The sequence below is a fragment of the Streptomyces sp. NPDC040610 genome (genome assembly GCF_055594065.1).
In genome coordinates, this window is record NZ_JBVIXA010000004.1 from 106,227 (window position 1) to 130,629 (window position 24,403).

At 73.7% G+C, this 24,403-nt stretch carries 20 protein-coding genes; 15 read left to right on the plus strand and 5 right to left on the minus strand.

Going from position 1 to position 24,403, the window contains the following annotated elements; genetic code table 11:
* Positions 1 to 101: 101 nt before the first annotated feature.
* Positions 102 to 1,241 (plus strand): uroporphyrinogen-III synthase, encoded by a 1,140-nt coding sequence (locus tag ACZ6AA_RS16365; protein ID WP_468450021.1) that lies wholly within the window; start codon positions 102 to 104, stop codon positions 1,239 to 1,241.
* On the opposite strand, the gene ACZ6AA_RS16370 is transcribed toward ACZ6AA_RS16365, so the two are convergent.
* Positions 1,193 to 1,783 (minus strand): anthrone oxygenase family protein, encoded by a 591-nt coding sequence (locus ACZ6AA_RS16370; protein WP_468450020.1) that lies wholly within the window; start codon positions 1,781 to 1,783, stop codon positions 1,193 to 1,195. The genes ACZ6AA_RS16365 and ACZ6AA_RS16370 overlap by 49 nt on opposite strands.
* Before the next feature lie 235 nt (positions 1,784 to 2,018).
* Here ACZ6AA_RS16370 and ACZ6AA_RS16375 point away from each other — a divergent pair, with 235 nt between their 5' ends.
* From ACZ6AA_RS16375 to ACZ6AA_RS16400, 6 genes are all read left to right on the plus strand, one after another.
* Entirely contained in the window at positions 2,019 to 2,645 is a 627-nt protein-coding gene (locus ACZ6AA_RS16375) for a CGNR zinc finger domain-containing protein (protein WP_468450019.1), read from the plus strand.
* A gap of 167 nt (positions 2,646 to 2,812) precedes the next feature.
* On the plus strand, positions 2,813 to 3,430 hold the full coding sequence (locus ACZ6AA_RS16380) for a sigma-70 family RNA polymerase sigma factor (protein ID WP_468482852.1): 618 nt from the start codon (positions 2,813 to 2,815) through the stop codon (positions 3,428 to 3,430).
* A complete protein-coding gene (locus ACZ6AA_RS16385; RefSeq protein ID WP_468450017.1) occupies positions 3,427 to 4,296 on the plus strand; it encodes an anti-sigma factor family protein in 870 nt (289 codons plus the stop codon). Before ACZ6AA_RS16380 ends, ACZ6AA_RS16385 begins: the two co-directional genes overlap by 4 nt.
* A gap of 111 nt (positions 4,297 to 4,407) precedes the next feature.
* On the plus strand, positions 4,408 to 6,726 hold the full coding sequence (locus ACZ6AA_RS16390; RefSeq protein WP_468450016.1) for a HelD family protein: 2,319 nt from the start codon (positions 4,408 to 4,410) through the stop codon (positions 6,724 to 6,726).
* A gap of 427 nt (positions 6,727 to 7,153) precedes the next feature.
* Entirely contained in the window at positions 7,154 to 8,584 is a 1,431-nt protein-coding gene (locus ACZ6AA_RS16395; protein WP_468450015.1) for an NAD-dependent malic enzyme, read from the plus strand.
* A 398-nt stretch (positions 8,585 to 8,982) separates the two neighbouring features.
* Positions 8,983 to 9,264, plus strand: coding sequence for an HU family DNA-binding protein (locus ACZ6AA_RS16400; RefSeq protein WP_016645140.1), 282 nt, complete (start codon positions 8,983 to 8,985; stop codon positions 9,262 to 9,264).
* A gap of 73 nt (positions 9,265 to 9,337) precedes the next feature.
* Here the strand turns inward: ACZ6AA_RS16400 and murA are convergent, their stop codons facing one another.
* Positions 9,338 to 10,687 (minus strand): UDP-N-acetylglucosamine 1-carboxyvinyltransferase, encoded by a 1,350-nt coding sequence (gene murA, locus ACZ6AA_RS16405; protein ID WP_468450014.1) that lies wholly within the window; start codon positions 10,685 to 10,687, stop codon positions 9,338 to 9,340.
* 254 nt (positions 10,688 to 10,941) lie between these two features.
* Between murA and ACZ6AA_RS16410 the strand changes: the two genes are divergently transcribed.
* On the plus strand, positions 10,942 to 11,502 hold the full coding sequence (locus tag ACZ6AA_RS16410) for a YqgE/AlgH family protein (protein WP_190113989.1): 561 nt from the start codon (positions 10,942 to 10,944) through the stop codon (positions 11,500 to 11,502).
* 215 nt (positions 11,503 to 11,717) lie between these two features.
* Here ACZ6AA_RS16410 and ACZ6AA_RS16415 read toward each other — a convergent pair whose 3' ends face one another.
* Complete coding sequence (locus ACZ6AA_RS16415) at positions 11,718 to 12,665, minus strand: LysR family transcriptional regulator (RefSeq protein ID WP_468482853.1); 948 nt, start codon at positions 12,663 to 12,665, stop codon at positions 11,718 to 11,720.
* A 119-nt stretch (positions 12,666 to 12,784) separates the two neighbouring features.
* On the opposite strand from ACZ6AA_RS16415, the gene ACZ6AA_RS16420 reads away from it, so the two are divergent.
* From ACZ6AA_RS16420 to ACZ6AA_RS16450, 7 genes are all read left to right on the plus strand, one after another.
* Positions 12,785 to 14,002: an MFS transporter gene (locus ACZ6AA_RS16420; RefSeq protein WP_471458564.1), complete on the plus strand. Its 1,218-nt coding sequence runs from the start codon at positions 12,785 to 12,787 to the stop codon at positions 14,000 to 14,002.
* Positions 13,989 to 14,285, plus strand: coding sequence for a DUF3039 domain-containing protein (locus tag ACZ6AA_RS16425; protein WP_033263869.1), 297 nt, complete (start codon positions 13,989 to 13,991; stop codon positions 14,283 to 14,285). The genes ACZ6AA_RS16420 and ACZ6AA_RS16425 overlap by 14 nt, the downstream gene beginning before the upstream one ends.
* A gap of 119 nt (positions 14,286 to 14,404) precedes the next feature.
* Positions 14,405 to 16,030, plus strand: a complete 1,626-nt coding sequence (locus ACZ6AA_RS16430; RefSeq protein WP_468450011.1) for a beta-N-acetylhexosaminidase — start codon at positions 14,405 to 14,407, stop codon at positions 16,028 to 16,030.
* 298 nt (positions 16,031 to 16,328) lie between these two features.
* On the plus strand, positions 16,329 to 17,231 hold the full coding sequence (locus tag ACZ6AA_RS16435) for an FAD binding domain-containing protein (RefSeq protein WP_468450010.1): 903 nt from the start codon (positions 16,329 to 16,331) through the stop codon (positions 17,229 to 17,231).
* Positions 17,228 to 19,705 carry a 2Fe-2S iron-sulfur cluster-binding protein gene (locus ACZ6AA_RS16440; RefSeq protein ID WP_471458567.1) on the plus strand — a complete coding sequence of 826 codons (2,478 nt, stop codon included), beginning with the start codon at positions 17,228 to 17,230 and terminating at the stop codon, positions 19,703 to 19,705. The genes ACZ6AA_RS16435 and ACZ6AA_RS16440 overlap by 4 nt, the downstream gene beginning before the upstream one ends.
* Positions 19,702 to 21,993, plus strand: coding sequence for a xanthine dehydrogenase family protein molybdopterin-binding subunit (locus ACZ6AA_RS16445; RefSeq protein ID WP_468450008.1), 2,292 nt, complete (start codon positions 19,702 to 19,704; stop codon positions 21,991 to 21,993). Before ACZ6AA_RS16440 ends, ACZ6AA_RS16445 begins: the two co-directional genes overlap by 4 nt.
* A 261-nt stretch (positions 21,994 to 22,254) precedes the next feature.
* Positions 22,255 to 22,800, plus strand: coding sequence for an AAA family ATPase (locus tag ACZ6AA_RS16450; protein ID WP_468450007.1), 546 nt, complete (start codon positions 22,255 to 22,257; stop codon positions 22,798 to 22,800).
* Positions 22,801 to 23,057: 257 nt separating this feature from the next.
* Here ACZ6AA_RS16450 and ACZ6AA_RS16455 read toward each other — a convergent pair whose 3' ends face one another.
* Together ACZ6AA_RS16455 and ACZ6AA_RS16460 are read right to left on the minus strand one after the other, a co-directional pair.
* Complete coding sequence (locus ACZ6AA_RS16455; RefSeq protein ID WP_471458569.1) at positions 23,058 to 23,765, minus strand: L,D-transpeptidase; 708 nt, start codon at positions 23,763 to 23,765, stop codon at positions 23,058 to 23,060.
* Positions 23,755 to 24,348 carry a SigE family RNA polymerase sigma factor gene (locus ACZ6AA_RS16460; protein ID WP_471458571.1) on the minus strand — a complete coding sequence of 198 codons (594 nt, stop codon included), beginning with the start codon at positions 24,346 to 24,348 and terminating at the stop codon, positions 23,755 to 23,757. Before ACZ6AA_RS16460 ends, ACZ6AA_RS16455 begins: the two co-directional genes overlap by 11 nt.
* Positions 24,349 to 24,403 lie beyond the last annotated feature (55 nt).

The window sequence follows — 24,403 nt, forward strand, 5'->3', positions numbered from 1 at the left end:
CCGAGAAGCGACGTAACACGGCGGACATCGGTGTGATCCGCGACCGTCACCCGGCGTTGGCAGGCTCGGGGACCCGGACCGTGGAGGCAGGGAGGCGAGCGATGGACACCAGTCAGCGGCACGGGCCCCTCTCCGGGTTCACCGTCGGCGTCACCGCCGCCCGCCGCGCCGACGAGCTGGGGGCGCTGCTCCAGCGGCGCGGCGCCACCGTCCTGCACGCCCCCGCCCTGCGCATCGTGCCGCTCGCGGACGACAGCGAACTCCTCGCCGCCACCAAGGAGCTGATCGACCTCGCCCCGGACGTGGTGGTCGCCACCACCGCCATCGGGTTCCGCGGCTGGGTCGAGGCCGCCGACGGGTGGGGGCACGGGGAGGCGCTGCTCGACCGGCTGCGGGGGGTCGAACTGCTCGCCCGGGGGCCGAAGGTGAAGGGCGCCGTGCGGGCCGCGGGGCTCACCGAGCACTGGTCGCCGTCGTCGGAGTCCATGGCCGAGGTGCTCGACCGGCTGCTCGGGGAGGGCGTCGAAGGGCGCCGGATCGCCCTGCAACTGCACGGGGAGCCGCTGCCCGGTTTCGTGGAGGCCCTGCGCGCGGGCGGCGCCGACGTCGTCCTCGTCCCCGTCTACCGCTGGCTGCCGCCCGCCGACCTCACCCCGGTCGACCGGCTCCTCGACGCCGCCGTGAGCCGCGGCCTGGACGCGCTGACCTTCACGTCCGCGCCCGCCGCCGCCTCGCTGTTCGCGCGGGCCGAGGAACGGGGGATGGCGGCCGAGCTGACCGCCGCGCTCCGCCACGACGTGCTGCCCGCCTGCGTCGGCCCGGTCACCGCGCTGCCGCTGCAGACCCGGGGCCTGGACACCGTGCAGCCCGAACGCTTCCGGCTCGGCCCCCTCGTCCAACTGCTGTGCCAGGAGCTGCCCGGGCGGGCCAGGTCGCTGCCGATCGCCGGGCACCGGGTGGAGATCCGGGGGCACGCGGTGCTCGTCGACGGGGAGCTGCGGGCCGTGCCGCCCGCCGGGATGGCGCTCCTGCGGGCCCTGGTGCGGCGGCCCGGCTGGGTCGTGGCGCGCGCCGAACTGCTGCGCGCGCTGCCGGGCGCGGGCCGCGACGAGCACGCCGTCGAGACGGCGATGGCCCGGCTGCGGACGGCACTCGGCGCGCCGAAGCTCATCCAGACCGTCGTCAAGCGCGGCTACCGGCTGGCGCTCGACCCGGCGGCCGGGTCCAAGTACGCGGACTGAGCCGCGCCCGCGCCGTCCCTGCGGAACACCATGAGCGCCCGCACGAGGAGCCCGAGGGCCAGGGTGCTCAGGAGTGCCCGCACCACGTTCCACGCCACCCACGTGTCCTCGAAGTCCGCCCGCACCGCCGCCGGATCGGCGATCTTCGCGGGGTCGCCCGCGTCCGCGAGCTCGTTGTTCAGGGGCACGTTCACCGTGACCGTCAGGACGAACGTGAGGAAGTACGCGAGGAGCGCCGCGAGCACCCACCAGCGCACCGGACCGCGCCGCAGCATCCAGGCCGCCACCGCCGTGAGCAGCAGCGCGCCCATGAAGCTCGCGAAGAACACCGCGTTCTCGAACGCCGCGTTGATGTCCTGCATGACCTCGATGTACGCGCGGTCCGAGCTGCGCGCGAGGCCCGGCATCACGCCGCACGCGAAGATGTAGAAGGTCCCCGCGATCAGGCCCATGGCCACGGTCGCGGCACCCAGGACCAGCCCGGTGCCGCGGCGCTCGCGTGCCGCCGTCGTGTTGCGTGCTGTCGCCACGTTTTCGCTCATGCCTTGAGTCAATCGTGCGGTGCGGGCACGGACCATGGTTCAGAAGCGCGGCGGCATACGCGGGCGTCTGCGCGCCACCCGCACGGCGTTCCCGCCCGTCCCGCGCGTCCGCCCCCGCCCCCGGCACGGCGCCCGTCCGCACCACCCCCGGTGGCAGGGGTTCCGGTGGCGCCCACGGGCGGGCACTGTAGGAGTACGGCACTCACCGGCACACCCCAAGGGCGGTGAAAGGCGCATGGTGTTGGGTGCGACTACCAAGTCTGCCAACTCCGAGTCCCCTGCTGCGTACCACTCCGCGTTCCACGAACTCCGCTTCGACGCCGGCCGGCCCTGCCTCGACCTCGTCGCCACCGCCCACCCGGTGGAGCGCATCGGCGACGTCCGGCGGCTGCGGGCCTGGCTGGCCGGGGCCGGCCTGGTCCCGCAGGGCACGCCGCTGCCCGGGGCCGACGTGACCTGGCTCGCCGCCTTCAGGGAGCTGCGCGGCCACATCGCCCAGCTGGTCCGCGCCGAGCTGGCAGGACGCCCCGCCGACGCCGCGCTGGCCCGCGTCAACGCCCTCGCCGCCGCGGCCCCGCCCGCCCCCCTCGCCGTCCGGCACGCCGACGGCACCCTGACCCGCGCCCTGCACGGCACCCCCGGCCGCACGGCCCTGCTCGCCGCCGTCGCCAGGGACGCCGTGGAACTGCTCACCGACCCGGTGGCCCGGTCGCTGCTTCGCCAGTGCGCGGGCGACAACTGCGCCATCGTCTACCTGGACACCTCGCGCGGTCGGCGCCGCCGCTGGTGCTCCAGCGAGGTGTGCGGGAACCGGGAGCGGGTGGCGAGGCACCGGCGGCGGGCGGCCCTGGCCCGGGCCTGACCGGCGCGGCACCCGCCCGGCCCGCACCGGGGACTTTCACCCCCACACCGGGACATCCCGCGCCCCCGCCCGGAATTCCCCGGCCCCCGTTGAACGGACGCCCGCCCCGGTCCGTACGTCCAGGGTGACCAGCCGGCAGGGCCGACCACGCGGAGAGCACGGCCGACATGGGCAGCCGAGACGAACAGCGGACAGCGGAGGCAGACGTGCGCAAGGATTCCGCCGTGGCCGATGAACGCCCGCACCGACGACATCGACTTGACCCGACTTCCGTGCCGGGGCCGGACGAGGAACTCATGCGCGCGCTCTACCGGGAGCACGCGGGACCACTTCTCGCCTATGTGCTCCGGCTGGTGGCGGGGGACCGGCAGCGCGCCGAAGATGTCGTACAGGAAACGCTCATCCGTGCCTGGAAGAACGCCGGTCAGCTCAACCGAGCTACCGGTTCGGTACGCCCCTGGCTGGTGACGGTCGCGCGCCGCATCGTCATCGACGGCCACCGCAGCCGGCAGGCCCGGCCGCAGGAGGTCGACCCGTCGCCGCTGGAGGTCATCCCCGCGGAGGACGAGATCGATAAGGCGCTGTGGCTGATGACGCTGTCGGACGCGCTGGAGGACCTGACTCCCGCGCACCGGGAGGTACTTGTCGAGACCTACTTCAAAGGGCGTACGGTCAATGAGGCGGCCGAGACACTGGGCATACCCAGCGGGACAGTGCGCTCGCGGGTCTTCTACGCGTTGCGCTCGATGAAGCTTGCGCTCGAGGAGCGGGGGGTGACGGCATGAGCACGCCGTACGACGCACACGGCTTCGGCGGTGGCGGCTCCGGCTCCGGTCCGGGCGACGTGCACGAGACCGTCGGCGCCTACGCGCTCGGGATCCTCGACGACGCCGAGGCCACCGAGTTCGAGGCGCACCTCGCGGGCTGCGACTTCTGCGCGCACCAGTTGGAGGAGTTCTCCGGCATGGCGCCGATGCTCGCGGCCCTCGCGGACTTCCCCGGCGCGGACGTCGGCGGCGCGCCCCCGACCCCGGCGCCCGCGGCCACCGGCCCCCTGCGCGGCGTTCCGCGGATCGGCGAACAACTCGCCGCCCGGCCGAGCCCGCGGCTCGCGGACCGCCTGGTGGACGAGGTCGCGGCCAAGCGCGCCCAGCGGCGCAGGCGCGGCATGTACCTGGTCGCGGCGGCGGCCGCGCTGATCATCGGCGGCCCGCTCGCGGTCTTCGCGGTCAGCGACGACGACGGCGGTACGAAGGAGGTGGCGGGCGCCGACCCGCACCCCACCTCGCCCGCCGAGGACGCCTTCTTCAACCACATGGACGACAAGATCGCCGCCACCGACCCCAAGACCAAGGTCACCGCGACGGTCGGCACCGAGAAGAAGGCCTGGGGCACGCACACGGTCCTGGAGCTGAAGAACGTCAAGGGCCCCCTGAAGTGCTCGCTGATCGCGGTCGGCAAGGACGGCAAGAAGGAGACCGTGACGACCTGGTCGGTGCCCCAGTGGGGCTACGGCATGAAGGACAGCACGCACCAGGCCGCGCGGAACCCGCTGTACGTGCACGGCGGCGCCGCGTTCGACCGCGACGACATCGACCACTTCGAGGTGCGTACGTTCGACGGCGAGCGGCTGGTCGAGGTGGACGTCTGACCCTCGCCGTGACGGCGGCGCACGGCCCGACGACTGCACAACAGGGGTCCCTTTCGCGTACGGTGGACGGCTGCTCAATACGGGCAGCAGCACGTCAGGAAAGGGGCCCCGGTGGCCGACGTACGCGAGCGCGAGATCAGTGTCGAACAGGAACACCTCGACCAGGTCTACCGCCGCCTCGAAGAGAAGATCCACGAGGCCGAGTTCCTGATGAACGACGCGGCCAAGCGGTCCCAGGTGGGCACGCCGGGAGCGCTGGCCGAGCGGGACGCCCAGGTCTTCCGCGCGGGCGTCCATCTCAACCGGCTGAACAACGAGTTCGAGGACTTCCTCTTCGGCCGTATCGACCTGTTGCTCGGCAAGGACGGCAAGAAGGGCCCGGACGGCGCGTACACCGCCGTGGAACCGGCCGAGGGCGCGGTGCGCACCGAGGAGTCCGGTACGTACGCCGACATCGCCGAGACCCTGCACATCGGCCGCATCGGCGTCCTGGACGCGGACTATTCGCCGCTGGTCATCGACTGGCGCGCGCCCGCCGCCGCGCCGTTCTACCGCTCGACCCCGGTCGACCCGGGCCGGGTGGTGCGCCGCCGCGTCATCCGGTCCAAGGGCCGCAAGGTCCTCGGCGTCGAGGACGACCTGATGCGCCCGGAGCTGACGGCGTTCCTGAACGGCGAGGAACTGCCCGTCATCGGCGACGGCGCCCTCATGGCCGCGCTCGGGCAGGCCCGCAGCCACTCCATGCGGGACATCGTGGCGTCCATCCAGGCCGAGCAGGACCTGGTGATCCGCGCGCCCGCCGCGTCGGTGACGTACGTGGAGGGCGGCCCCGGCACCGGCAAGACGGCCGTCGCCCTGCACCGCGCCGCGTACCTCCTCTACCAGGACCGCCGCCGCTACGCCGGAGGCATCCTCATCGTCTCCCCGACCCCCCTCCTCGTCGCCTACACCGAGGGCGTCCTGCCCTCCCTCGGCGAAGAGGGCCAGGTCGCCATCCGCGCGGTCGGCTCCCTGGTCGACGGCACCGAGGCCACGGTCTACGACACCCCGGCAGTGGCTCGTGTCAAGGGTTCGTCCCGCATGCTGAAGGTCCTGCGCCGGGCGGCGAGGGGCGCGTTGGAAGGCGATGCCGCCACAGCTGGGGGCGCCCCCACCCGCCTCAGAGTGGTCGCGTTCGGCCGCCGCTTGGAGCTGGAAGCCGACCAGCTGAACCGAATCCGCCAGACGGCACTGAGCGGAACGGCCCCCGTCAACCTCCTCCGCCCCCGGGCGAGAAAGCTCCTCCTCGACGCCCTCTGGGCCCAGTCCGGCGCGGCCGGAAGACACGACGACCCCGAACTCGCCGCCGAACTCCGCTCGTCCTTCGACGACGACATCACCTCCGAGGACGACTTCCTTGCGTTCCTGGAAGCCTGGTGGCCCGAGCTCACCCCGCGCGCGGTCCTGACCGCGATGGGCGACGAACGCGCCCTGAACCGCTGGGCCCGCCGCGTCCTGAACCCCGGCGAGGTCCGCAAGGTCGCCCGCTCCCTGAGACGCGACGCCCTGTCCGTGCACGACGTGGCGCTCCTCGACGAGCTGCAGGCGATCCTCGGCACCCCGCACCGTCCCCGCAAGAAGAAGGACCTGGACCCGCTCGACCTGCTGACCGGCCTGGACGAGCTGATGCCGCAGCGCGAGGAGTCCCAGCGCGAGCGCGCCGAACGCCTCGCGGCGGAACGCACCGAGTACGCCCACGTGATCGTCGACGAGGCGCAGGACCTCACGCCCATGCAGTGGCGCATGGTGGGCCGCCGGGGCCGGCACGCCACGTGGACGGTCGTGGGCGATCCGGCGCAGTCCTCCTGGTCCGACCCGGACGAGGCGGCCGCGGCCCGCGACGAGGCCCTCGGCACCCGCCCGCGCCGCCGCTTCACCCTCACGGTCAACTACCGCAACCCGGCCGAGATCGCCGACCTCGCCGCGAAGGTCCTCGCCCTCGCCATGCCCGGCTCGACGGCCCCCTCGGCGGTCCGCTCCACCGGCATCGAGCCGCGCTTCGCCGTCGTACGCGACAAGGACCTCGGCGGGTCCGTGCGCGAGGAGGCGGCGCGCCTGCTCGACCGGGTCGAGGGCACCGTCGGCGTCGTGGTGGCCATGAGCCGCCGCGAGCAGGCCGCCCGCTGGCTCGCCGGGCTCGGGATGGGGGTCCCCCCGGGCGAGCGAAGCCGAGACTGGGGGAGGGTGGTGGCGCTCGGCAGCCTGGAGGCCAAGGGCCTGGAGTACGACGCGACGCTGGTCGTGTCGCCCGCCGAGATCGCCGACGAGTCCCCGGCGGGCCTGCGCGTCCTGTACGTGGCGCTGACCCGCGCCACGCAGCAGCTCACGGTCCTGTCGGGGGAGCGCGACGAGCCGGACGGGGAGGGCGTGCCGGACCTGCTGCGGGAGTGAGCGTCACGGCGGCGCGCCGTGGGCCGGCGGAGTTTGTGCGGGACGGGAATTGCCTTACGGGGATCGTTTGTTACCGTTGATGTGGCACCGGCCCGATCCAAGCCCCCGGGCCCAACCTTCGTCGCTACGAGCGACCACTTGCCGCGAGGCGAGCATGGCGGGTCGGTGTCATCAACGTACGAGAGAGGTCCACGTCACCAGTGACGTGGACCTCTCTCTGTTTCTCGGGTTCTAGGGATCTCCGGCGTTTCTCCGGCACCCCTTCCCGCGACCCGCGACTTCTCGTATGGTGGAAGTCAGTTTCCGAAAGCGCGGCAGTTGGTCCGTGAACAAAACGTCCGCAATCCGGGGCGGCTACCACGTACTCAGGGGTAGGTGCGACGATCGGACGGCAACAGCTACAAGGTGAAAGCAGAGGAAGTCCGCCATGGCAACGGCGCCCAGCGTCTCCTACTCGATGACGGTCAGGCTGGAGGTGCCCGCGAGCGGAACCGCGGTCTCCCAGCTCACCACGGCCGTGGAGTCCTCCGGCGGCTCGGTCACCGGCCTCGACGTCACGGCGTCCGGCCACGAGAAGCTCCGTATCGACGTCACGATCGCCGCGACCTCCACCGCGCACGCCGACGAGATCGTCGAGGAACTGCGCGGCATCGAGGGCGTCACCCTCGGCAAGGTCTCCGACCGTACGTTCCTGATGCACCTCGGCGGCAAGATCGAGATGCAGTCGAAGCACCCCATCCGCAACCGCGACGACCTGTCCATGGTCTACACCCCGGGCGTCGCCCGCGTGTGCATGGCGATCGCCGAGAACCCCGAGGACGCGCGCCGCCTCACCATCAAGCGCAACTCCGTTGCGGTCGTGACGGACGGCTCCGCGGTGCTCGGCCTCGGCAACATCGGCCCGAAGGCCGCGCTGCCCGTGATGGAGGGCAAGGCGGCCCTCTTCAAGCGGTTCGCAGGGATCGACGCCTGGCCGCTGTGCCTGGACACCCAGGACACCGACGCGATCGTCGAGATCGTCAAGGCCATCGCCCCCGGCTTCGCGGGCATCAACCTGGAGGACATCTCCGCGCCGCGCTGCTTCGAGATCGAGGCCCGGCTGCGCGAGGCCCTCGACATCCCCGTCTTCCACGACGACCAGCACGGCACCGCGATCGTCGTGCTCGCCGCCCTGACCAACGCCCTGCGCGTGGTGGGCAAGGGCATCGGCGACGTGCGCGTGGTCATGTCCGGCGCCGGCGCCGCCGGTACGGCCATCCTCAAGCTGCTGCTCGCCGCGGGCGTCAAGCACGCCGTCGTCGCCGACATCCACGGCGTCGTGCACGCGGGCCGCGAGGACCTGGTGGACGCCGCGGCCGACTCGCCGCTGCGCTGGATCGCCGACAACACCAACCCCGAGGGCGTCACCGGCACCCTCAAGGAGGCCGTCGTCGGCGCCGATGTGTTCATCGGTGTATCGGCCCCGAACGTGCTCGGCGGCGATGACGTGGCGGCCATGGCGGACGACGCCATCGTGTTCGCGCTCGCGAATCCGGACCCCGAGGTCGACCCCGCAATCGCCCGCCAGACGGCGGCAGTTGTGGCCACCGGGCGGTCCGACTTCCCCAACCAGATCAACAACGTGCTGGTGTTCCCCGGCGTCTTCCGGGGCCTGCTCGACGCCCAGTCGCGCACGGTCAACACGGAGATGATGCTGGCCGCGGCCACCGCTCTGGCCGACGTGGTCACCGAGGACGAGCTGAACCCGAACTACATCATCCCCAGCGTCTTCAACGACAAGGTCGCGGGCGCGGTCGCCGGAGCGGTGCGCAGCGCCGCCAAGGCGGCCGGGGTGGCTGTGACGGGCACCACGGCCTGACAGCACGGCGCGTCGCGGAACGCGGCGCCGACAACGGCCCTCTAGGGTGGCGGGACGCGGGCCGCAGGGCCCGCGCGGCCCGACCGCCCCCTTCAGGGCCCCTGCGCCGGCCCCCGCCGGTCCGTCAGGGCGTGCGGTCCGGCACCGGGAGCGGACGGAGCGTCACCATTTCGAGGCAACCGCCGAGAAACGGCGCTTTTCGTGTGACTCCCACGGGTGCCGGATTGGCTTTCCCGCCGCAGGTGGGGGCAGGATGCGTCTCTGGGCGCGAGGGTCTGACGTCGGACCCGGGTCCGGGGACCGCCTGAGGACCCTGGCAGCATCGGCTTCGCTGTGCCCGATATGCGGCTCCGCCGCGAGGCACGCCTCAACAGCAAGAAGAACACGGGAGTACAAACATGAACCGCAGTGAGCTGGTGGCCGCGCTGGCCGACCGCGCCGAGGTGACCCGCAAGGACGCCGACGCCGTGCTGGCCGCGTTCGCCGAGACCGTCGGCGAGATCGTTGCCAAGGGCGACGAGAAGGTCACCATCCCCGGCTTCCTGACCTTCGAGCGCACCCACCGTGCCGCTCGCACCGCCCGCAACCCGCAGACCGGCGAGCCGATCAACATCCCGGCCGGCTACAGCGTCAAGGTTTCGGCGGGCTCCAAGCTCAAGGAGGCCGCCAAGGGGAAGTAACCCCTAGGCAGCACGAAAGGGGCGGCCACCCGGTTCGGGTGGCCGCCCCTTTCGCGTGCGCGGGGCCGGAGCGTCAGCTGAGCGCCGGCTTGCCCGGGAGTTCGACCTTCGCGCCGAGCTCGACGAGCTTGTCCATGAAGTTCTCGTAGCCGCGGTTGATCAGGTCGATGCCGTGGACGCGGGAGGTGCCCTGGGCCGCGAGGGCGGCGATCAGGTACGAGAAGCCGCCGCGGAGGTCCGGGATGACCAGGTCGGCGCCCTGGAGCTTGGTGGGGCCGCTCACGACCGCGGAGTGCAGGAAGTTGCGCTGGCCGAAGCGGCAGTCGGAGCCGCCCAGGCACTCGCGGTAGAGCTGGATGTGGGCGCCCATCTGGTTCAGCGCGGAGGTGAAGCCGAGCCGGGACTCGTAGACCGTCTCGTGGACGATGGACAGGCCCGTGGCCTGCGTCAGGGCCACGACCAGGGGCTGCTGCCAGTCGGTCTGGAAACCGGGGTGGACGTCGGTCTCCAGGGCGATGGACTTGAGCTGGCCGCCCGGGTGCCAGAAGCGGATGCCCTGATCGTCGATCTCGAAGGCACCGCCCACCTTCCGGTAGGTGTTCAGGAACGTCATCATCGAGCGCTGCTGGGCGCCGCGGATGTAGATGTTGCCTTCGGTCGCCAGCGCCGCGGACGCCCACGAGGCGGCCTCCAGACGGTCCGGCAGGGCCGCGTGGTTGTAGCCGCCGAGCTTGTCGACACCGGTGATCCGGATGGTCCGGTCGGTGTCCATGGCGATGATCGCGCCCATTTTCTGCAGGACGCAGATCAGGTCCTCGATCTCGGGCTCCACCGCGGCGTTGGAGAGCTCCGTCACACCCTCGGCGAGCACGGCGGTGAGCAGCACCTGCTCGGTGGCGCCCACGGAGGGGTACGGCAGCTTGATCTTCGTGCCGCGCAGCCGCTGCGGGGCCTCCAGGTACTGACCGCCCTCGCGCTTCTCGATGGTCGCGCCGAACTGCCGGAGCACCTCGAAGTGGAAGTCGATCGGCCGGCCGCCGATGTCGCAGCCGCCGAGGCCCGGGATGAAGGCGTGCCCGAGGCGGTGCAGGAGCGGCCCGCAGAACAGGATCGGAATGCGGGACGAACCGGCGTGCGCGTCGATGTCGGCGACGTTCGCGCTCTCCACGTGCGAGGGGTCGAGCAGCAGCTCGCCCGGCTCCTCACCGGGGCGGACCGTCACACCGTGCAGTTGCAGCAGGCCGCGTACGACGCGGACGTCGCGGATGTCCGGGACATTGCGCAGCCGGCTCGGAGCGCTTCCGAGCAGGGCGGCGACCATGGCCTTGGGCACGAGGTTCTTCGCGCCGCGGACGCGGATCTCACCCTCCAGCGGGGTTCCGCCATGGACAAGCAGTACGTCTTGGGTGCCGGTGACGGTCATGAATCTCGCGTTCCGATGAGGTGGACGGGGGGACCAAAGGGCCAAGCGTAATGGCCGCGTACCCCACTTAAGTAAGCCCGAGGGGGCCTCAGACGCGTCATGACTCCGCAACAACACGAACCGTGCGGAACCGGACGCTCACGGTCACGGGGGCGATCGGCCGTGCCGCCCGCCCCGGCACCCGCTGAGCTGCGTTCCCGTCCGTCGGCCGATTGGCTCCCCGCGGGGGCCCGGGATGCGGGATCATGTCTGGCATGACCGAGGTGTCCTCGCTCACAGGGCGGCTGCTCGTGGCCACGCCGGCCCTGTCGGACCCCAATTTCGACCGTGCGGTGGTGCTGCTCCTCGACCACGACGAGGAGGGCTCCCTCGGTGTCGTCCTCAACCGTCCGACGCCGGTGGACGTCGCGGACATCCTCGACGGCTGGGGCGACCTCGCGGGCGCCCCCGGCGTCGTCTTCCAGGGCGGGCCCGTCTCCCTCGACTCGGCCCTCGGCGTCGCCGTCATCCCCGGTGAGGAGGGGCCCCTCGGCTGGCGCCGCGTCCACGGCGCGATCGGGCTCGTCGACCTGGAGGCCCCGCCGGAGCTCCTCGCCTCCGCCCTCGGCAGCCTCCGCATCTTCGCCGGTTACGCGGGCTGGGGTCCCGGCCAGCTCGAGGACGAGCTGGTCGAGGGTGCCTGGTACGTCGTCGAGTCCGAGCCCGGTGATGTGTCCTCCCCGGATCCGGAGCGCCTCTGGCGCGCGGTGCTGCGCCGCCAGCGCAGCGAGCTCGCCATGGTGGCGACCTACCCGGACGACCCGTCACTGAACTGACCCTGCCGGGAGCTCCCCAACCCCGCCCCTTCCCGAAACCGGGGCTGCGCCCCCGGACCCCCGCTGATCGCCGCTCCGCGGCTCGTCCTCAAGCGCCGGACGGGCTGGTACCTACCGGCACGTTTTCCAGCCCCTCCGGCGTTTGAGGAGCGGGGGTCTGGGGCGGAGCCCCCAGGTTCGGGAAGGGGTGGGGTTGGGGAGCCCCCGGCAGGGCCCTACCCGGCCCGCACCCGCAAGTACCGCTCAGCCAGCGGATGCGGATCCCGGCCCGGTACGGCCAGGTGGACGGCGACCGGCGGGGCGTTCTTGAGGCGGACGTAGCGCAGGCCGGGGTGGGAGTGGCGGCGGGCGACCGGCTCGGGGGCGACGCCCACGCCGTGGCCCGCGGCCACCGCCTCCAGCCACTCGTCGAAGTTGTCCGCGGTACAGGAGAGCCGAGGCCGCCGCCCGGCGGGCCACAGCTCGGGCCGGGTGGTCCCGGTGACGGTGTTCACGACCAGCGGCACCGCCGCCAACTCGGCCCAGTCGACGACACGCCGGTGCGCCAGGTCGGCCGACCCCCGCGCCACGACGGCGACACGCGGCTCGTACAGGAGCACCCGGCTGCGGACCGCCGCGCCCGGCGGGATGTCACCGCGTACGACCGCGACGTCGCACACCCCCGACGTGAGCCCCGCCAGCGGCTCGTCGCGCCGCACGAGCCGCACGGCCGCGCCGGTCGCCGCCTTGAAGGCGGTGGTGAGCTGGACGCAGGCCTCCGGGAGGAGCGAGGTGAAGCCGAGCCGCAGCAGCGGGCGCCCGCCGCGGGCGGCGCCGAGGGTCGTGTCCAGGCGGGAGAGGAGCGGGCCGAGTTCCTCGCGCAGGCGGCGCCCGGCGTCGGTGAGTTCGACGCTGCGGGTCGTGCGGTCCAGGAGCCGGGCGCCGAGGGCCGCCTCCAGGGCGCGCACGGTGCGCGTCAGCGCGGGCTGGCCGACGCGCAGGACGGCGGCGGCGTGCGTGAAGCTCAGCTCGTCGGCGACGGCGAGGAAGGCGCGCAGGTGGCGCAGCTCGACTCCGTCGGGGGCGGCATCGGGGCCGGGGGTGTCGGACGTGTCGGGAGTGCCGGGGGCGTCGAGGGCGTCGGAGGCGTCGACGGGGCGCCGGTGCGGGGGCGGGGCATCCATGCCTACGGAGCATAAATGCACCTCCGTGGGCATTTCCCCGGGGAACCGGAGACTGCCTACGTTTCCGTCCCGGCGGCGCGCGACCCGTGCCGTCGTACGGACGAAGGGAGCTGGGTGCGGTGCGGCGAATATGGCTGCTGATGCTGGGGGCCTTCACGTTGGGGCTCGACGCCTACGTGATGGCGGGGCTGCTGCCCGTGGTCGCGGACGACCTGGACACGACCGTGTCCCTCGCCGGACAGATGGTCACGGTGTTCACGCTCGCGTACGCGGTGAGCGCGCCGCTCGTCACGGGCCTCCTGGCGGGCGTGCGCCCCCGCGCGCTGCTCATCGCCGCGCTCACCGTCTTCACCCTCGGCAACGCACTGACCGCGCTCGCACCGGGCCTCGCGGTGCTGCTCCTCGCGCGCGCCGTGGCCGGGGCGGGCGCAGGGGGCTACTCGGCGCTGTCCACGGCGGCCGCCGCGTCCCTCGCGGGGCCGGAGCGGCGCGGGCGGGCGCTCGCCCTGATCATGGGCGGCATGAGCTCGGGCACGGTGCTCGGGGTGCCGCTCGGGGTGCTGCTCGCCGGCCACACCTCGTGGCGGTCGACGATGTGGCTGGTGACCGGGCTGGGCGCGGTGGCGCTCGTGGGGCTCGCCGTGGGGCTGCCCCAGGTGCCGACCGCGCCGCCGGTGCCGGTGCGGGCGCGGCTCGGGGCGCTCGCCGACCGGGCCGTCCTGCCGGTCGTCGGCGTCTCCTTCCTGGGCGCGGTGTCGAGCCTCGGGCTCTACACGTACCTGGCGCCGGTCCTGGAGGCCACCGGCGGTGTCGGCGAGAGCGACGTGGCGCCGTACCTGTGGGCGTGGGGGATCGGCGGGGTCCTCGGCAGTGTGCTCGCGGGGCCCCTGGTGGACCGGTGGGGCAGGCTGTACGCCCTGGTCGCGGGGCTCATGGCGGCCCTGGTGGTGGCGGAGCTGTGCCTGGCGCCGCTGGGCGCGGCGTCCTTCCCCGCGCTCGTGCTCTGGGGCGCGGTCGGCTGGGCCCTGCAAGTCCCGCAGCAGCACCGGCTCCTGGCGCTGTCCGCCGAGCGCGGCACGGTGGCCCTCGCCCTCAACAACTCCGCCCTCTACCTCGGCAGCGCCGTCGGCTCCGGCGCCGCGGGGCTCGCGCTGTCCGCGGGGCTCGGCGCGGCGGAGCTGCCCTGTGTCGCGGCCGGGGTGGCGGCCCTGGGGCTCGCGCTGCACCTCCTCGCGGCGCGTGCGCGGCGCACGGGGCCGCGGCCGCACGGCTCGGACGGCAGCCGCTGCCAGGACGCGCCCGGCGTGAGTACCCTTGGCACCTATGAGCACTCTTGAGCCCGAGCCCGAGCGCGGGGCAGGTACGGGGACCCTCGTAGAGCCGACGCCACAGGTGTCGCACGGTGACGGCGACCACGAGCGCTACGCGCACTACGTCCAGAAGGACAAGATCATGGCGAGCGCGCTCGACGGTACGCCCGTCGTGGCGCTGTGCGGCAAGGTGTGGGTCCCCGGCCGCGACCCGAAGAAGTATCCCGTCTGTCCCATGTGCAAGGAGATCTACGAGTCCATGGGGGCCGGTGGAGACAAGGACAAGGGCGGCAAGGACGGCAAGAAGTAGTCCGTTCCTTCTCCTGGGACGCCGGGCGGGCCGTACGCGGCCCGCCCGGCGTTTTCCATGTCGTTGCGTGCCCCGCAACGGCCCTTTTGCGCCGTGCAATCGCGTGGCAGCCTCAGTCCATGACCTTTGAGCAACTGATCCCGGCGCCCGCACGCGCCGAGGAGCACAGTGGTGACGGATTCGTTCTCGACGGGGCGACCACGCTTTGGGCGGGGGCCGGTACGGAGGGCACGGAGCGGTGGTTGCGGGGCACTCTGGGGGGTGCGCTGCGACTGCCGTTGGCGCCCGGGGCCGAGGGTGCGCCGGGGAGTGTGTCGCTGCGCGTCGACGGGGAGCTGGAGGCCGAGGCGTATCGGCTGACCGTCGCCGCGGACGGGGTGGAGATCCGGGGCGGGAGCGCCGCCGGGGTGTTCTGGGGTGCGCAGACGTTCCGGCAGCTGCTCGGGGCGGACGCCTTTCGGCGGGCGGCCGTCAGGCCGGGGCAGGAGCGCACCGTCGCGCCGGGTGTGGTCGAGGACGCGCCCCGGTTCGGCTGGCGCGGCATGATGCTGGACGTGGCCCGGCACTTCATGCCGAAGGAAGGCGTGCTGCGGTATCTGGATCTGCTCGCCGCGCACAAGCTGAACGTCTTCCACTTCCATCTGACGGACGACCAGGGCTGGCGCGTCGAGATCAAGCGGTATCCGAGGCTCACCGAGGTCGCGTCCTGGCGGTCGCGCACCAAGTGGGGGCACCGGGCCTCGGAGTTGTGGGACGAGAAGCCGCACGGCGGGTTCTACACGCAGGACGACATCCGCGAAATCGTCGCGTACGCCGACTCCTTGCACATCACCGTCGTGCCGGAGATCGACGTCCCCGGCCACTCGCAGGCGGCCATCGCCGCCTACCCCGAGCTGGGCAACGCCGATGTCATCGACACGGCCGCCCTCGGGGTCTGGGACTCGTGGGGCGTCACGCCCAACGTACTCGCGCCGAGCGACACCACCCTCCGTTTCTACGAGGGCGTGTTCGAGGAAGTCCTTGAGCTGTTCCCGTCGACCTTCATCCACGTCGGCGGTGACGAGTGCCCCAAGGAGCAGTGGAAGGACTCGGCGGCCGTCCAGGAGCGCATCGAGGAGCTGGGGCTCAGCAACGAGGACGAGTTGCAGAGCTGGTTCATCCGGCACTTCGACAAGTGGCTGTCCGCGCGCGGGCGTCGGCTCATCGGCTGGGACGAGATCCTGGAGGGCGGGCTCGCGGAGGGCGCGGCCGTCTCGTCCTGGCGCGGCTACGGCGGCGGCATCGCGGCGGCCCAGGCGGGCCACGACGTGGTGATGTGCCCCGAGCAGCACGTCTATCTGGACCACCGGCAGCACGGCGGCCCGGACGAGCCGGTGCCGATCGGGTTCGTCCGCACCCTGGAGGACGTCTACCGCTTCGAGCCGGTGCCGGGCGACCTGACCGCGGACGAGGCCAAGCACGTGCTCGGGACGCAGGCCAATGTGTGGACCGAGGTGATGGAGTACCACGGGCGCGTGGACTATCAGGTCTTCCCGAGGCTCGCGGCGCTCGCGGAGGTCGCCTGGCGCACGCTCCCCGCGCCCGCCGAGCGCGACTTCGCCGATTTCGAACGGCGAATGACCGCCCACTACGCCCGACTTGACGCCCTCGGTGTCGACTACCGCCCGCCGGGCGGCCCGTTGCCGTGGCAGAAGCGTCCCGGGGTGCTCGGACGCCCGATCGAGGGGGCGCCCCCAAACGTGTGAGGTGACACCCCGAGCGCGTGCTCCCGGTGGCCCCCGGTGCGACCGTGGGCCACCAGGAGAAAGCCGTACAAGGATCACCGAAGGGTGGCAATTCCCGCTGACCGGCGAGGGAGTGCGAAAACGGCATATCCCCCAGGTCTGCGGACGAACGTCTCCTAGCGGACCCCCGCGCCGGGGCCCGGTGAAGATGTGCCAGAGTTGCCACGTCCGGGTTGTGAGCACGTACCGTACGGCGGAACAGGCGTAACGGTGAGAACGGCGCGCAAGCTGCCGGGCCATCGGGAAGGGGCAGCCGGTTTTGACCACGCACGCACCGCGGGCGGCGCAGGGGGCGCAGTCTGTGACGCTGCCTGTCACGCTCGACGAGGCCGTCGCGGCGCTCGCCGCCGTGCCCGCAGCCGTGCCCGTCGCGGGCGGCACGGACCTGATGGCGTCGGTCAACGCGGGCCAGCTCCGCCCCGCGTACCTCGTCGGCCTCGGCCGCATCAGCGAGATCCGCGGCTGGCAGTACCAGGACGGGCACGCCCTCCTCGGCGCCGGACTGACGCACGCCCGCATGGGCCGCCCGGACTTCGCCGCGCTCATCCCGGCGCTCGCCGCCGCCGCGCGCGCCGCGGGACCGCCGCAGATCCGCAACGCGGGCACCCTCGGCGGCAACATCGCCTCCGCCGCGCCCGCCGGTGACTCGCTGCCCGTACTCGCCGCGCTGGAAGCCGTGTTGATCATCGCGGGCCCGGGCGGCACCCGCCGAGAGATCCCGGTCTCGCACCTGCTCGCGGGCATGGAGATGCTGGCGCCCGGCGAATTGATCGGATATGTCCGCGTACCGCTGCTGCACGCCCCGCAGGTCTTCCTGAAGGCGACCGGGCGCACCGGACCCGGCCGCGCGACCGCGTCGGTCGCCCTGGTGCTCGACCCGGCGCGCAGGGGCGTGCGATGCGCCGTCGGCGCCATCGCGCCCATGCCGCTGCGGCCCCTGGAGGCCGAGCAGTGGGTGGCCGGACTCATCGACTGGGACGGCGAGCGCGGTCTGGTGCCGGAGGCCCTGACGGCCTTCGGCGAGTACGTCGCCGCGGCGTGCATCCCCGACCACCCGCCCGCCGAGGACGGCACCGCGCAGCCGCTGCCGCCCGCCGTACTGCACTTGCGGCGCACCGTCGCCGCGCTGGCCCGACGAGCACTGGGGAGGGCGCTGTCGTGACCGACGGTCAGAGGAATGGCGCGGGTGGCTGGCAGCCGCACCCGCAGGGCGAGTACGACGCGGACGCCACCGCGTTCGTGCAGCTCCCCGAGGGCGCGGCCGACGCCGTGAGCACCCCGCTCGCCGCCCCCGGACACGGCTACGTACCGCCGCAGATAACGGTCACGCCGACGGCCCCCGACGCCACCGACCCGGCCGCCACGGGCGCGTGGGTGCTGCCGCCCGAGGTGACCGGTGTCGCGCACACCGGCGCGGCGACGCAGGCCGTGAGCTGGCCGGACCCCGGCACGCACCTGGGTGGCCACCAGGAGCAGCAGTTCGCCGCCGAGCCCCGGGTCCCGGACGCGTACGACCCGCGTGCCACGGGCCAGTGGACGTTCCCGGACGCCGTCACGCCCCCGGAGTCGAACGGCGCCCCGGGCGGTGTCCAGAACGGGCACGCGCCCGCCGCGCACGACGTCACCGGGCAGTGGTCCATCCCCGTCGCCGACGGCGACCTGCCGGAGGAGTCCGGCGAGTACTCGGCGTCGTCGCTCGCCGCGGATGGGATCTCCCCTGCTCGAACGGAGTTGGGAGCTTGGGGAAGGGGTGGAACGCCGCCGCCCGCGACGCTGCCCGGCGGTGCGCCCGCGCCCTGGGCCACGTCGTGGCCGACGCAGGCCCCGGAGGCTCCGCAGGCGCCCGAGGCCCCACAGGGCCCGGAGATCCCGCACGCCCCGCAGGCGCCCCAGGCGTCCCCGTACCCGGCAGCGCAGGCGTTCGTGGAGCAGGCGCCCGTCGGGCCGCCCGCCCCCGAGGCCGCGCCCGTGCGGGCCGCCCGCGCCGCCGAGGAGACCCCCTTCGAGCGGACCGCGAAGCTGTTCGTCGTCAAGCAGCGCCCGGACGGCTCCCTGGCGCCCGCGGGGCAGCCGGGTGACGTACCGGACGCACCGGACGCTCCGGATATGTCAGGCGCACCGGATGTACCGGGCGCCCCGGATGTACCGGAGGAAACGGTCAACCCGGTCGATCCGGCCGCCCCGGAGGGCGACTTCGCCCCGGAGGCCGCGGCCGCCGGGCGCCTCGCACCGGCCGCCGACCCCCGGTACGGGTCGGGCCCCGCGTACGACGAGAGCACGTACGAAGAGAACGCGTCGAACGCCTCGTACGACGAGAACGCTCCGTACGAGGAGAACGCCCCGTACGACGTGCACCCCGCGCAGTCGGCGGACCTCGCGCAGCATGCGGACCTCGCCCAGTCGGTGGGCCTCGCGCCCGCGCCCGGCTTCCCGCACCTGGGTGACTCCGCGTACGCGGCGGACCCGGCGCACCCCGCCGACCCCTCGTACGAGCCGGACCCGGCCCTCGCGCCGCACCAGGCCCACCCGGCGGAGGCCGCCCTCGCGGCGCCCCCCGCCCCCGCGGCCGACCTCACCCACCCGGCGGCCGTCGCACCGGCGCCGATCCCGCCCCATGAGGCCGACCCGGCGCACGTACCGGCCCCCGCGCAGGCGGCGGACCCCGCACCGGCGGCCGAGCCGACCCACGCGGTCGAGCCCGCCCACCCGGTCGAGGCGCCCCCCGCCGAGGACCCGGCCCTCGCGGCGCCCCCCGCCCCCGTACAGGAGCCGGACCCCGCCCCCGAGGCGGACCAAGCCCCGGACCCCGAACCCGCGGCGGCGGACCAGGAGCCCGAGGCGGACGGCGACCCGGAGGCGGACGAAGCGGACGAGGCGGACCAGGACCTCGCGGCGGGCCAGGACGCAGAGGACGAGCACGCGACCGAGGCCGACCACGCCGCCGAGGCGGTCCTCGCCCCGGACGCGGCCCCCGATGCGGCCCCCGTCGAGGCCGACGCGGACGCCCCGGTCGCCGAGGCCACGGACGAGGCGCCCGAGGCGGGCGTCCCCGCTCACGACGAACACCCCCTCGTCTCCTACGTCCTGCGCGTCAACGGCGCCGACCGGCCCGTCACCGACGCCTGGATCGGGGAGTCCCTGCTGTACGTGCTGCGGGAGCGGCTCGGGCTCGCCGGGGCCAAGGACGGCTGCTCGCAGGGCGAGTGCGGGGCCTGCAACGTGCAGGTGGACGGGCGGCTCGTCGCCTCCTGCCTGGTGCCCGCGGCCACCGCTGCGGGCAGTGAGGTGCGCACCGTCGAGGGCCTCGCCGTCGACGGCCGCCCCTCCGACGTGCAGCGCGCGCTCGCCAACTGCGGGGCCGTGCAGTGCGGCTTCTGCGTGCCGGGCATGGCGATGACCCTGCACGACCTCCTCGAGGGCAACCCGGCGCCCAGCGACCTGGAGACCCGCCGCGCGCTCTGCGGCAACCTGTGCCGCTGCTCCGGCTACCGGGGCGTGCTCGACGCGGTCCGCGACGTGGTCGCCGAGCGCGAGGCGAAGGGCGCCGCGGCCGAGCAGCAGGACGAGACCGACACCGGCGGCCCCCGCGTACCGCACCAGTCGGGCCCCTACGGCCAGGACGGAGCCCAGGCGTGAGCAACGAGACGTCCGCCGCGCCGGGCGCCGAGCAACTGCCGCACGGCATCGGCTCGTCGCTGCCGTCGGCCGAGATCAGGGCCAAGACGGAGGGCACGTTCCCGTACGCCTCCGACCTGTGGGCCGAGGGGCTGCTGTGGGCGGCCGTCCTGCGCTCCCCGCACGCGCACGCGCGCATCGTGTCCATCGACGTCACGCACGCCGAGGACATGCCGGGCGTCCGTGCCGTCATCACCCACGAGGACGTGCCGGGCAAGCCGCACCACGGCCGCAAGACCGCGGACCGCCCGCTGTTCGCGTCCGATGTCGTACGCCACCACGGCGAGGCCATCGCCGCCGTCGCCGCCGACCACCCGGACACCGCCCGGATGGCCGCCGCCGCGATCATCGTCGAGTACGAGGTGCTCGACCCGGTCACCGACCCGGAGCAGGCCTTCGAGGCCGCGCCGCTGCACCCCGACGGCAACCTGATCCGGCACATCCCGCTGCGCCACGGCGACCCGGAGGCGGCCGGTGAGGTCGTCGTCGAGGGCCTGTACCGCATCGGGCGCCAGGACCCGGCGCCCATCGGCGCGGAGGCCGGGCTCGCGGTGCCGCGCCCGGACGGCGGCGTCGAGCTGTACATCGCCTCCACCGACCCGCACGGCGACCGCGACATGGCCGCCGCCTGCTATGGCCTCACCCCCGAGCAGGTCAAGGTCGTCGTCACCGGCGTGCCCGGGGCCAGCGCCGACCGTGAGGACGCGAGCTTCCACCTGCCGCTCGGCCTGCTCGCCCTGCGCACCGGCCGCCCCGTCAAGCTCACCGCCACCCGCGAGGAGTCCTTCCTCGGCCACGCCCACCGCCACCCGACCCTCCTGCGCTACCGCCACCACGCGGACGCCGAGGGCCAGTTGGTGAAGGTGGAGGCGCAGATCCTGCTCGACGCGGGCGCGTACGCGGACACCTCGGCGGACGCCCTCGCGGCGGCCGTCTCCTTCGCCTGCGGCCCCTACGTCGTGCCGAACGCCTTCATCGAGGGCTGGGCCGTCCGCACGAACAACCCGCCCTCCGGGCACGTGCGCGGCGAGGGCGCCCTCCAGGTCTGTGCCGCCTATGAGGCGCAGATGGACAAGCTCGCCAAGAAGCTCGGCGCCGACCCGGCCGAGCTGCGCCTGCGCAACGCGCTGGCCACCGGCGACATCCTGCCCACCGGCCAGACGGTGACCTGCCCGGCCCCCGTCGCCGAACTCCTCGGCGCCGTCCGGGACTTCCCGCTGCCCGGGCTGCCCAAGGACACCCCGCAGGAGGACTGGCTGCTGCCCGGCGGCCCCGAGGGCGCGGGCGAACCCGCCGCCGTCCGGCGCGGCGTCGGCTACGGCCTCGGCATGGTCCAACTCCTCGGCGCCGAGGGCACCGACGAGGTGTCCACGGCCACCGTGAAGGTCCACGACGGCATCGCCACGGTCATCTGCGCGGCCGTCGAGACCGGCCAGGGCTTCACCACCCTCGCCCGCCAGATCGTCCAGGAGACCCTGGGCATCGACGACGTGCGCGTCGCCCCCGTCGACACCGACCAGCCGCCCGCGGGCCCCAGTTGCCACGGCCGCCACACGTGGGTGTCCGGCGGCGCGGTGGAGCGCGCCGCGAAGATGGTGCGCACCCAGCTGCTCCAGCCCCTGGCGCACAAGTTCGGCATGTCGACCGAGCTGCTCCAGATCGCCGACGGCAAGATCACCTCGTACGACGGGGTGCTCTCCACCACCGTCGAGGAGGCGATGGACGGCAAGGAGCTGTGGGCCACCGCGCAGTGCCGCCCGCACCCCACCGAGCCGCTCGACGCGGACGGCCAGGGCGACGCCTTCGTGGGCATGGCCTTCTGCGCCATCCGCGCGGTCGTGGACGTGGACATCGAGATCGGTTCGGTGCGCGTCGTGGAACTGGCCGTCGCCCAGGACGTCGGCCGCATCCTCAACCCCGCCCAGCTGCGCGTCCGCATCGAGGCAGGCGTCACCCAGGGCGTCGGCGCCGCCCTCACCGAGAACCTCCGCACCCCCCGGGGCCTGGTCCGCCACCCCGACCTCACCGGCTACGCCCTGCCCACCGCCCTCGACGCCCCCGACATCCGCATCGTCAAACTCGTGGAGGAGCGCGACGTGGTCGCCCCCTTCGGCGCGAAGGCCGCGAGCGCGGTACCGGTGGTGACGTCCCCGGCAGCGATCGCCGCAGCGGTGCGGGCGGCGACGGGCCGCCCCGTGAACCGCCTGCCGATCCGCCCACAGGCGGCGGTGGGGGCGGAGCTGGCGTAAGGGTCTCCAGCCCGTCCCACCCGCACTTCCCACCCGTCCGGCGCTTGAGGACGGGGCCGCAGGCCGATCGGCGGCGGCCCGTCCCACCCGCACTCCCAGCCCGTCCGGCGCTTGAGGACGAGCCGCGGAGCGGCGATCGGCGGGGTCCAGGGGCGGCAGCCCCTGGTTACGGGAAGGGGCGGGACCGGGGCGTCCCACGCGGGACCCACCCCCAGGGAAACAGAGAGGAACCCCAGCCCCGACTGGGGTAACTTCGCGCAGATGAACGCCCCCACCACCCCCGAAGGGGTCATCGTCATCACCGGCATCATGGCCGCCGGAAAGTCCACAGTCGCCCAGGCCCTGGCCGAACGCCTGCCCCGCGCGGCACACGTACGCGGCGACGTCTTTCGCCGCATGCTCGTCTCCGGCCGCGAGGAGTACGAGCCCGGCGCGGGCGCCGAGGCGGAGGCCCAACTCCGCCTCCGCTACGCCCTGTCGGCCTCGACGGCCGACGCGTACGCCGAAGCGGGCTTCACCGCGATCGTCCAGGACGTGATCCTGGGCGAGGAGCTGAAGCGGTACGTGGACCTGGTACGGACACGCCCCCTGCACGTGGTCGTCCTGGCCCCGCACCCGTCCGCGGTCGCCGACAGGGAGGCGGGACGAGGCAAGACGGGCTACGGCGAGTGGACGGTGGAGGCCCTGGACGAGGGGATGCGTGCCACCACGCCACGTATCGGACTGTGGCTGGACAGCTCGGAGTTGACGGTGGATCAGACGGTGGACGCGATTCTCGCGCGGCTGCGCGATGCGGCCGTGACCTGAGAGTGGAATGTCTCCGACCGGTGCCGGTCGGGTCGCGATGACGCTCCAGGCGTGCGATCCCCCCATAAATCCCTTTTAGGCGGGGCCAGTTGCAGGGCACCATCGAAGAGTCCCGAACAACTCGGTCACTACGGGGGAGATGTGTCATGGGGGATGACAACGACACGGGCTGGGGCTGATCCCGGCGATACGGAGGGGCGGTTTCCCGCAGGGGGCCGCCCCTCTTCACGTGCGCACGCGCCCACTTGCCCACGTGCTCACGCGCCCTGGCCCTGCCCCCCGGGCGCCTTGCCCTCGATGGTGACCACCGAGCCCGGACTGAGCTTCCCGTAAAGCCACTTGGCGTCCGCCGCACGCAGCCCGAGCCAGCCGTGGGTCACATCGCGCTTGCCCACGGAGCCCTCGTCGTAGGTGAGGGCGACGACGTAGTTGGTGCGGCCGTCGGCGTCGCGCAGTTCGAGGACCCAGTGGAAATACACGTCGTACGTCTCGCCGAGGCCGACGGTCTGGCCGGACAGCTTCGTCGAGCGGTGCTTGGCGACGACCGTCATGCGCCCCGGCTTCGTCGGGTACTTCGCGCGGCCCGACGACAGGGGCAGCTTCCGGCCCGCCACGGACAGCTCCCGCCGGGCGAGGTCGGCGGTGGCGGCGGGCGCGGTGGGACCGGCGGACGTGCTGGGCGCGGCGGGCGGCGCGGGCCGGGAGCCGGAGTCGTCGCCGAGGCCCACGACCAGCCCGGCCACGAGGGCGGCCGCCGCGACGGCGCCCCCGCCCACGAGGGCCGCGTGCCTGCGCCGCCGCCGGGTCCCGGCGCGCCTGCGCACGTCGGCGCCGGTACCGGGGGCGGGGGAGCGGGCGTCGACGGCGAGGGCGTGGAGGGCGGCGGAGAGGTCGGGCCCCGGCCCGGGGGGCGGAGCGGAGACGGGGCCGAGGTTCGGCTCGGGCGCCGAGGGTTCACCGGACACGATCCCGATCCCCCTCCTTCCCGCTGCTCGTCCCGCCGACCGTCCCGTCGAGTACGTGACCCCCGTCGCCCCTGGCGCCCCCGTCGTCCCTGTTGCCCCCGTCGCCCCCGTCGTCCCCGGACAAATGCTTGGCCAGCGCCGCGCGTCCGCGCGAGAGCCGCGCCTTGACCGTGCCGGTCGGGGCGCCGGTCTCGGAGGCTACCTGCTCGACGCTCAGGTCACACAGGTGGTGCAGCACGATCGCGAGCCGCTGCGCCTCGGGCAGCTTCCGCAGCGCCGCGACGAGCGTCACGTGCTCGGGCCCGGGCCCTGCCGTGTGCTCGGGCGGCGGCTCCTTGCGCACCAGCTCCAGCCAGCGCCGGGCCCGCCGCCAGTGGCTCACCGCGAGCCGCATGGCCACCGTGCGGACCCAGGCCTCCGGGGCGTGCACGGCCGCGAAGTCGCGCCGCCGGTCCCAGGCCCGTACGAACGCCTCCTGGACGACGTCCTGGGCCTGCCCGTGGTCGCCGGTGAAGGCGTAGACCTGGCCGACGACGCGCGGGAACGCGGACGCGTAGAACGCGTCGAACTCGTCCTCCGTCATGCCCCCGCCGTTCCTGTCCACGACCGCGACCGTTCGCCGCCCACGTCGTGACCCG

Bases quoted from the DNA above. Each gene is read 5' to 3' on its own strand.
- ACZ6AA_RS16450 (WP_468450007.1), top strand. From the start codon at position 22,255: ATGAACGCCCCCACCACCCCCGAAGGGGTCATCGTCATCACCGGCATC.
- ACZ6AA_RS16410 (WP_190113989.1), top strand. From the start codon at position 10,942: ATGACCGAGGTGTCCTCGCTCACAGGGCGGCTGCTCGTGGCCACGCCG.
- ACZ6AA_RS16425 (WP_033263869.1), top strand. From the start codon at position 13,989: ATGAGCACTCTTGAGCCCGAGCCCGAGCGCGGGGCAGGTACGGGGACC.
- ACZ6AA_RS16365 (WP_468450021.1), top strand. From the start codon at position 102: ATGGACACCAGTCAGCGGCACGGGCCCCTCTCCGGGTTCACCGTCGGC.
- ACZ6AA_RS16370 (WP_468450020.1), bottom strand. From the start codon at position 1,783: ATGAGCGAAAACGTGGCGACAGCACGCAACACGACGGCGGCACGCGAG.
- ACZ6AA_RS16430 (WP_468450011.1), top strand. From the start codon at position 14,405: ATGACCTTTGAGCAACTGATCCCGGCGCCCGCACGCGCCGAGGAGCAC.
- ACZ6AA_RS16385 (WP_468450017.1), top strand. From the start codon at position 3,427: ATGAGCACGCCGTACGACGCACACGGCTTCGGCGGTGGCGGCTCCGGC.
- ACZ6AA_RS16395 (WP_468450015.1), top strand. From the start codon at position 7,154: ATGGCAACGGCGCCCAGCGTCTCCTACTCGATGACGGTCAGGCTGGAG.
- ACZ6AA_RS16400 (WP_016645140.1), top strand. From the start codon at position 8,983: ATGAACCGCAGTGAGCTGGTGGCCGCGCTGGCCGACCGCGCCGAGGTG.
- ACZ6AA_RS16415 (WP_468482853.1), bottom strand. From the start codon at position 12,665: ATGGATGCCCCGCCCCCGCACCGGCGCCCCGTCGACGCCTCCGACGCC.
- ACZ6AA_RS16380 (WP_468482852.1), top strand. From the start codon at position 2,813: ATGGGCAGCCGAGACGAACAGCGGACAGCGGAGGCAGACGTGCGCAAG.
- ACZ6AA_RS16375 (WP_468450019.1), top strand. From the start codon at position 2,019: ATGGTGTTGGGTGCGACTACCAAGTCTGCCAACTCCGAGTCCCCTGCT.
- ACZ6AA_RS16460 (WP_471458571.1), bottom strand. From the start codon at position 24,348: ATGACGGAGGACGAGTTCGACGCGTTCTACGCGTCCGCGTTCCCGCGC.
- murA (WP_468450014.1), bottom strand. From the start codon at position 10,687: ATGACCGTCACCGGCACCCAAGACGTACTGCTTGTCCATGGCGGAACC.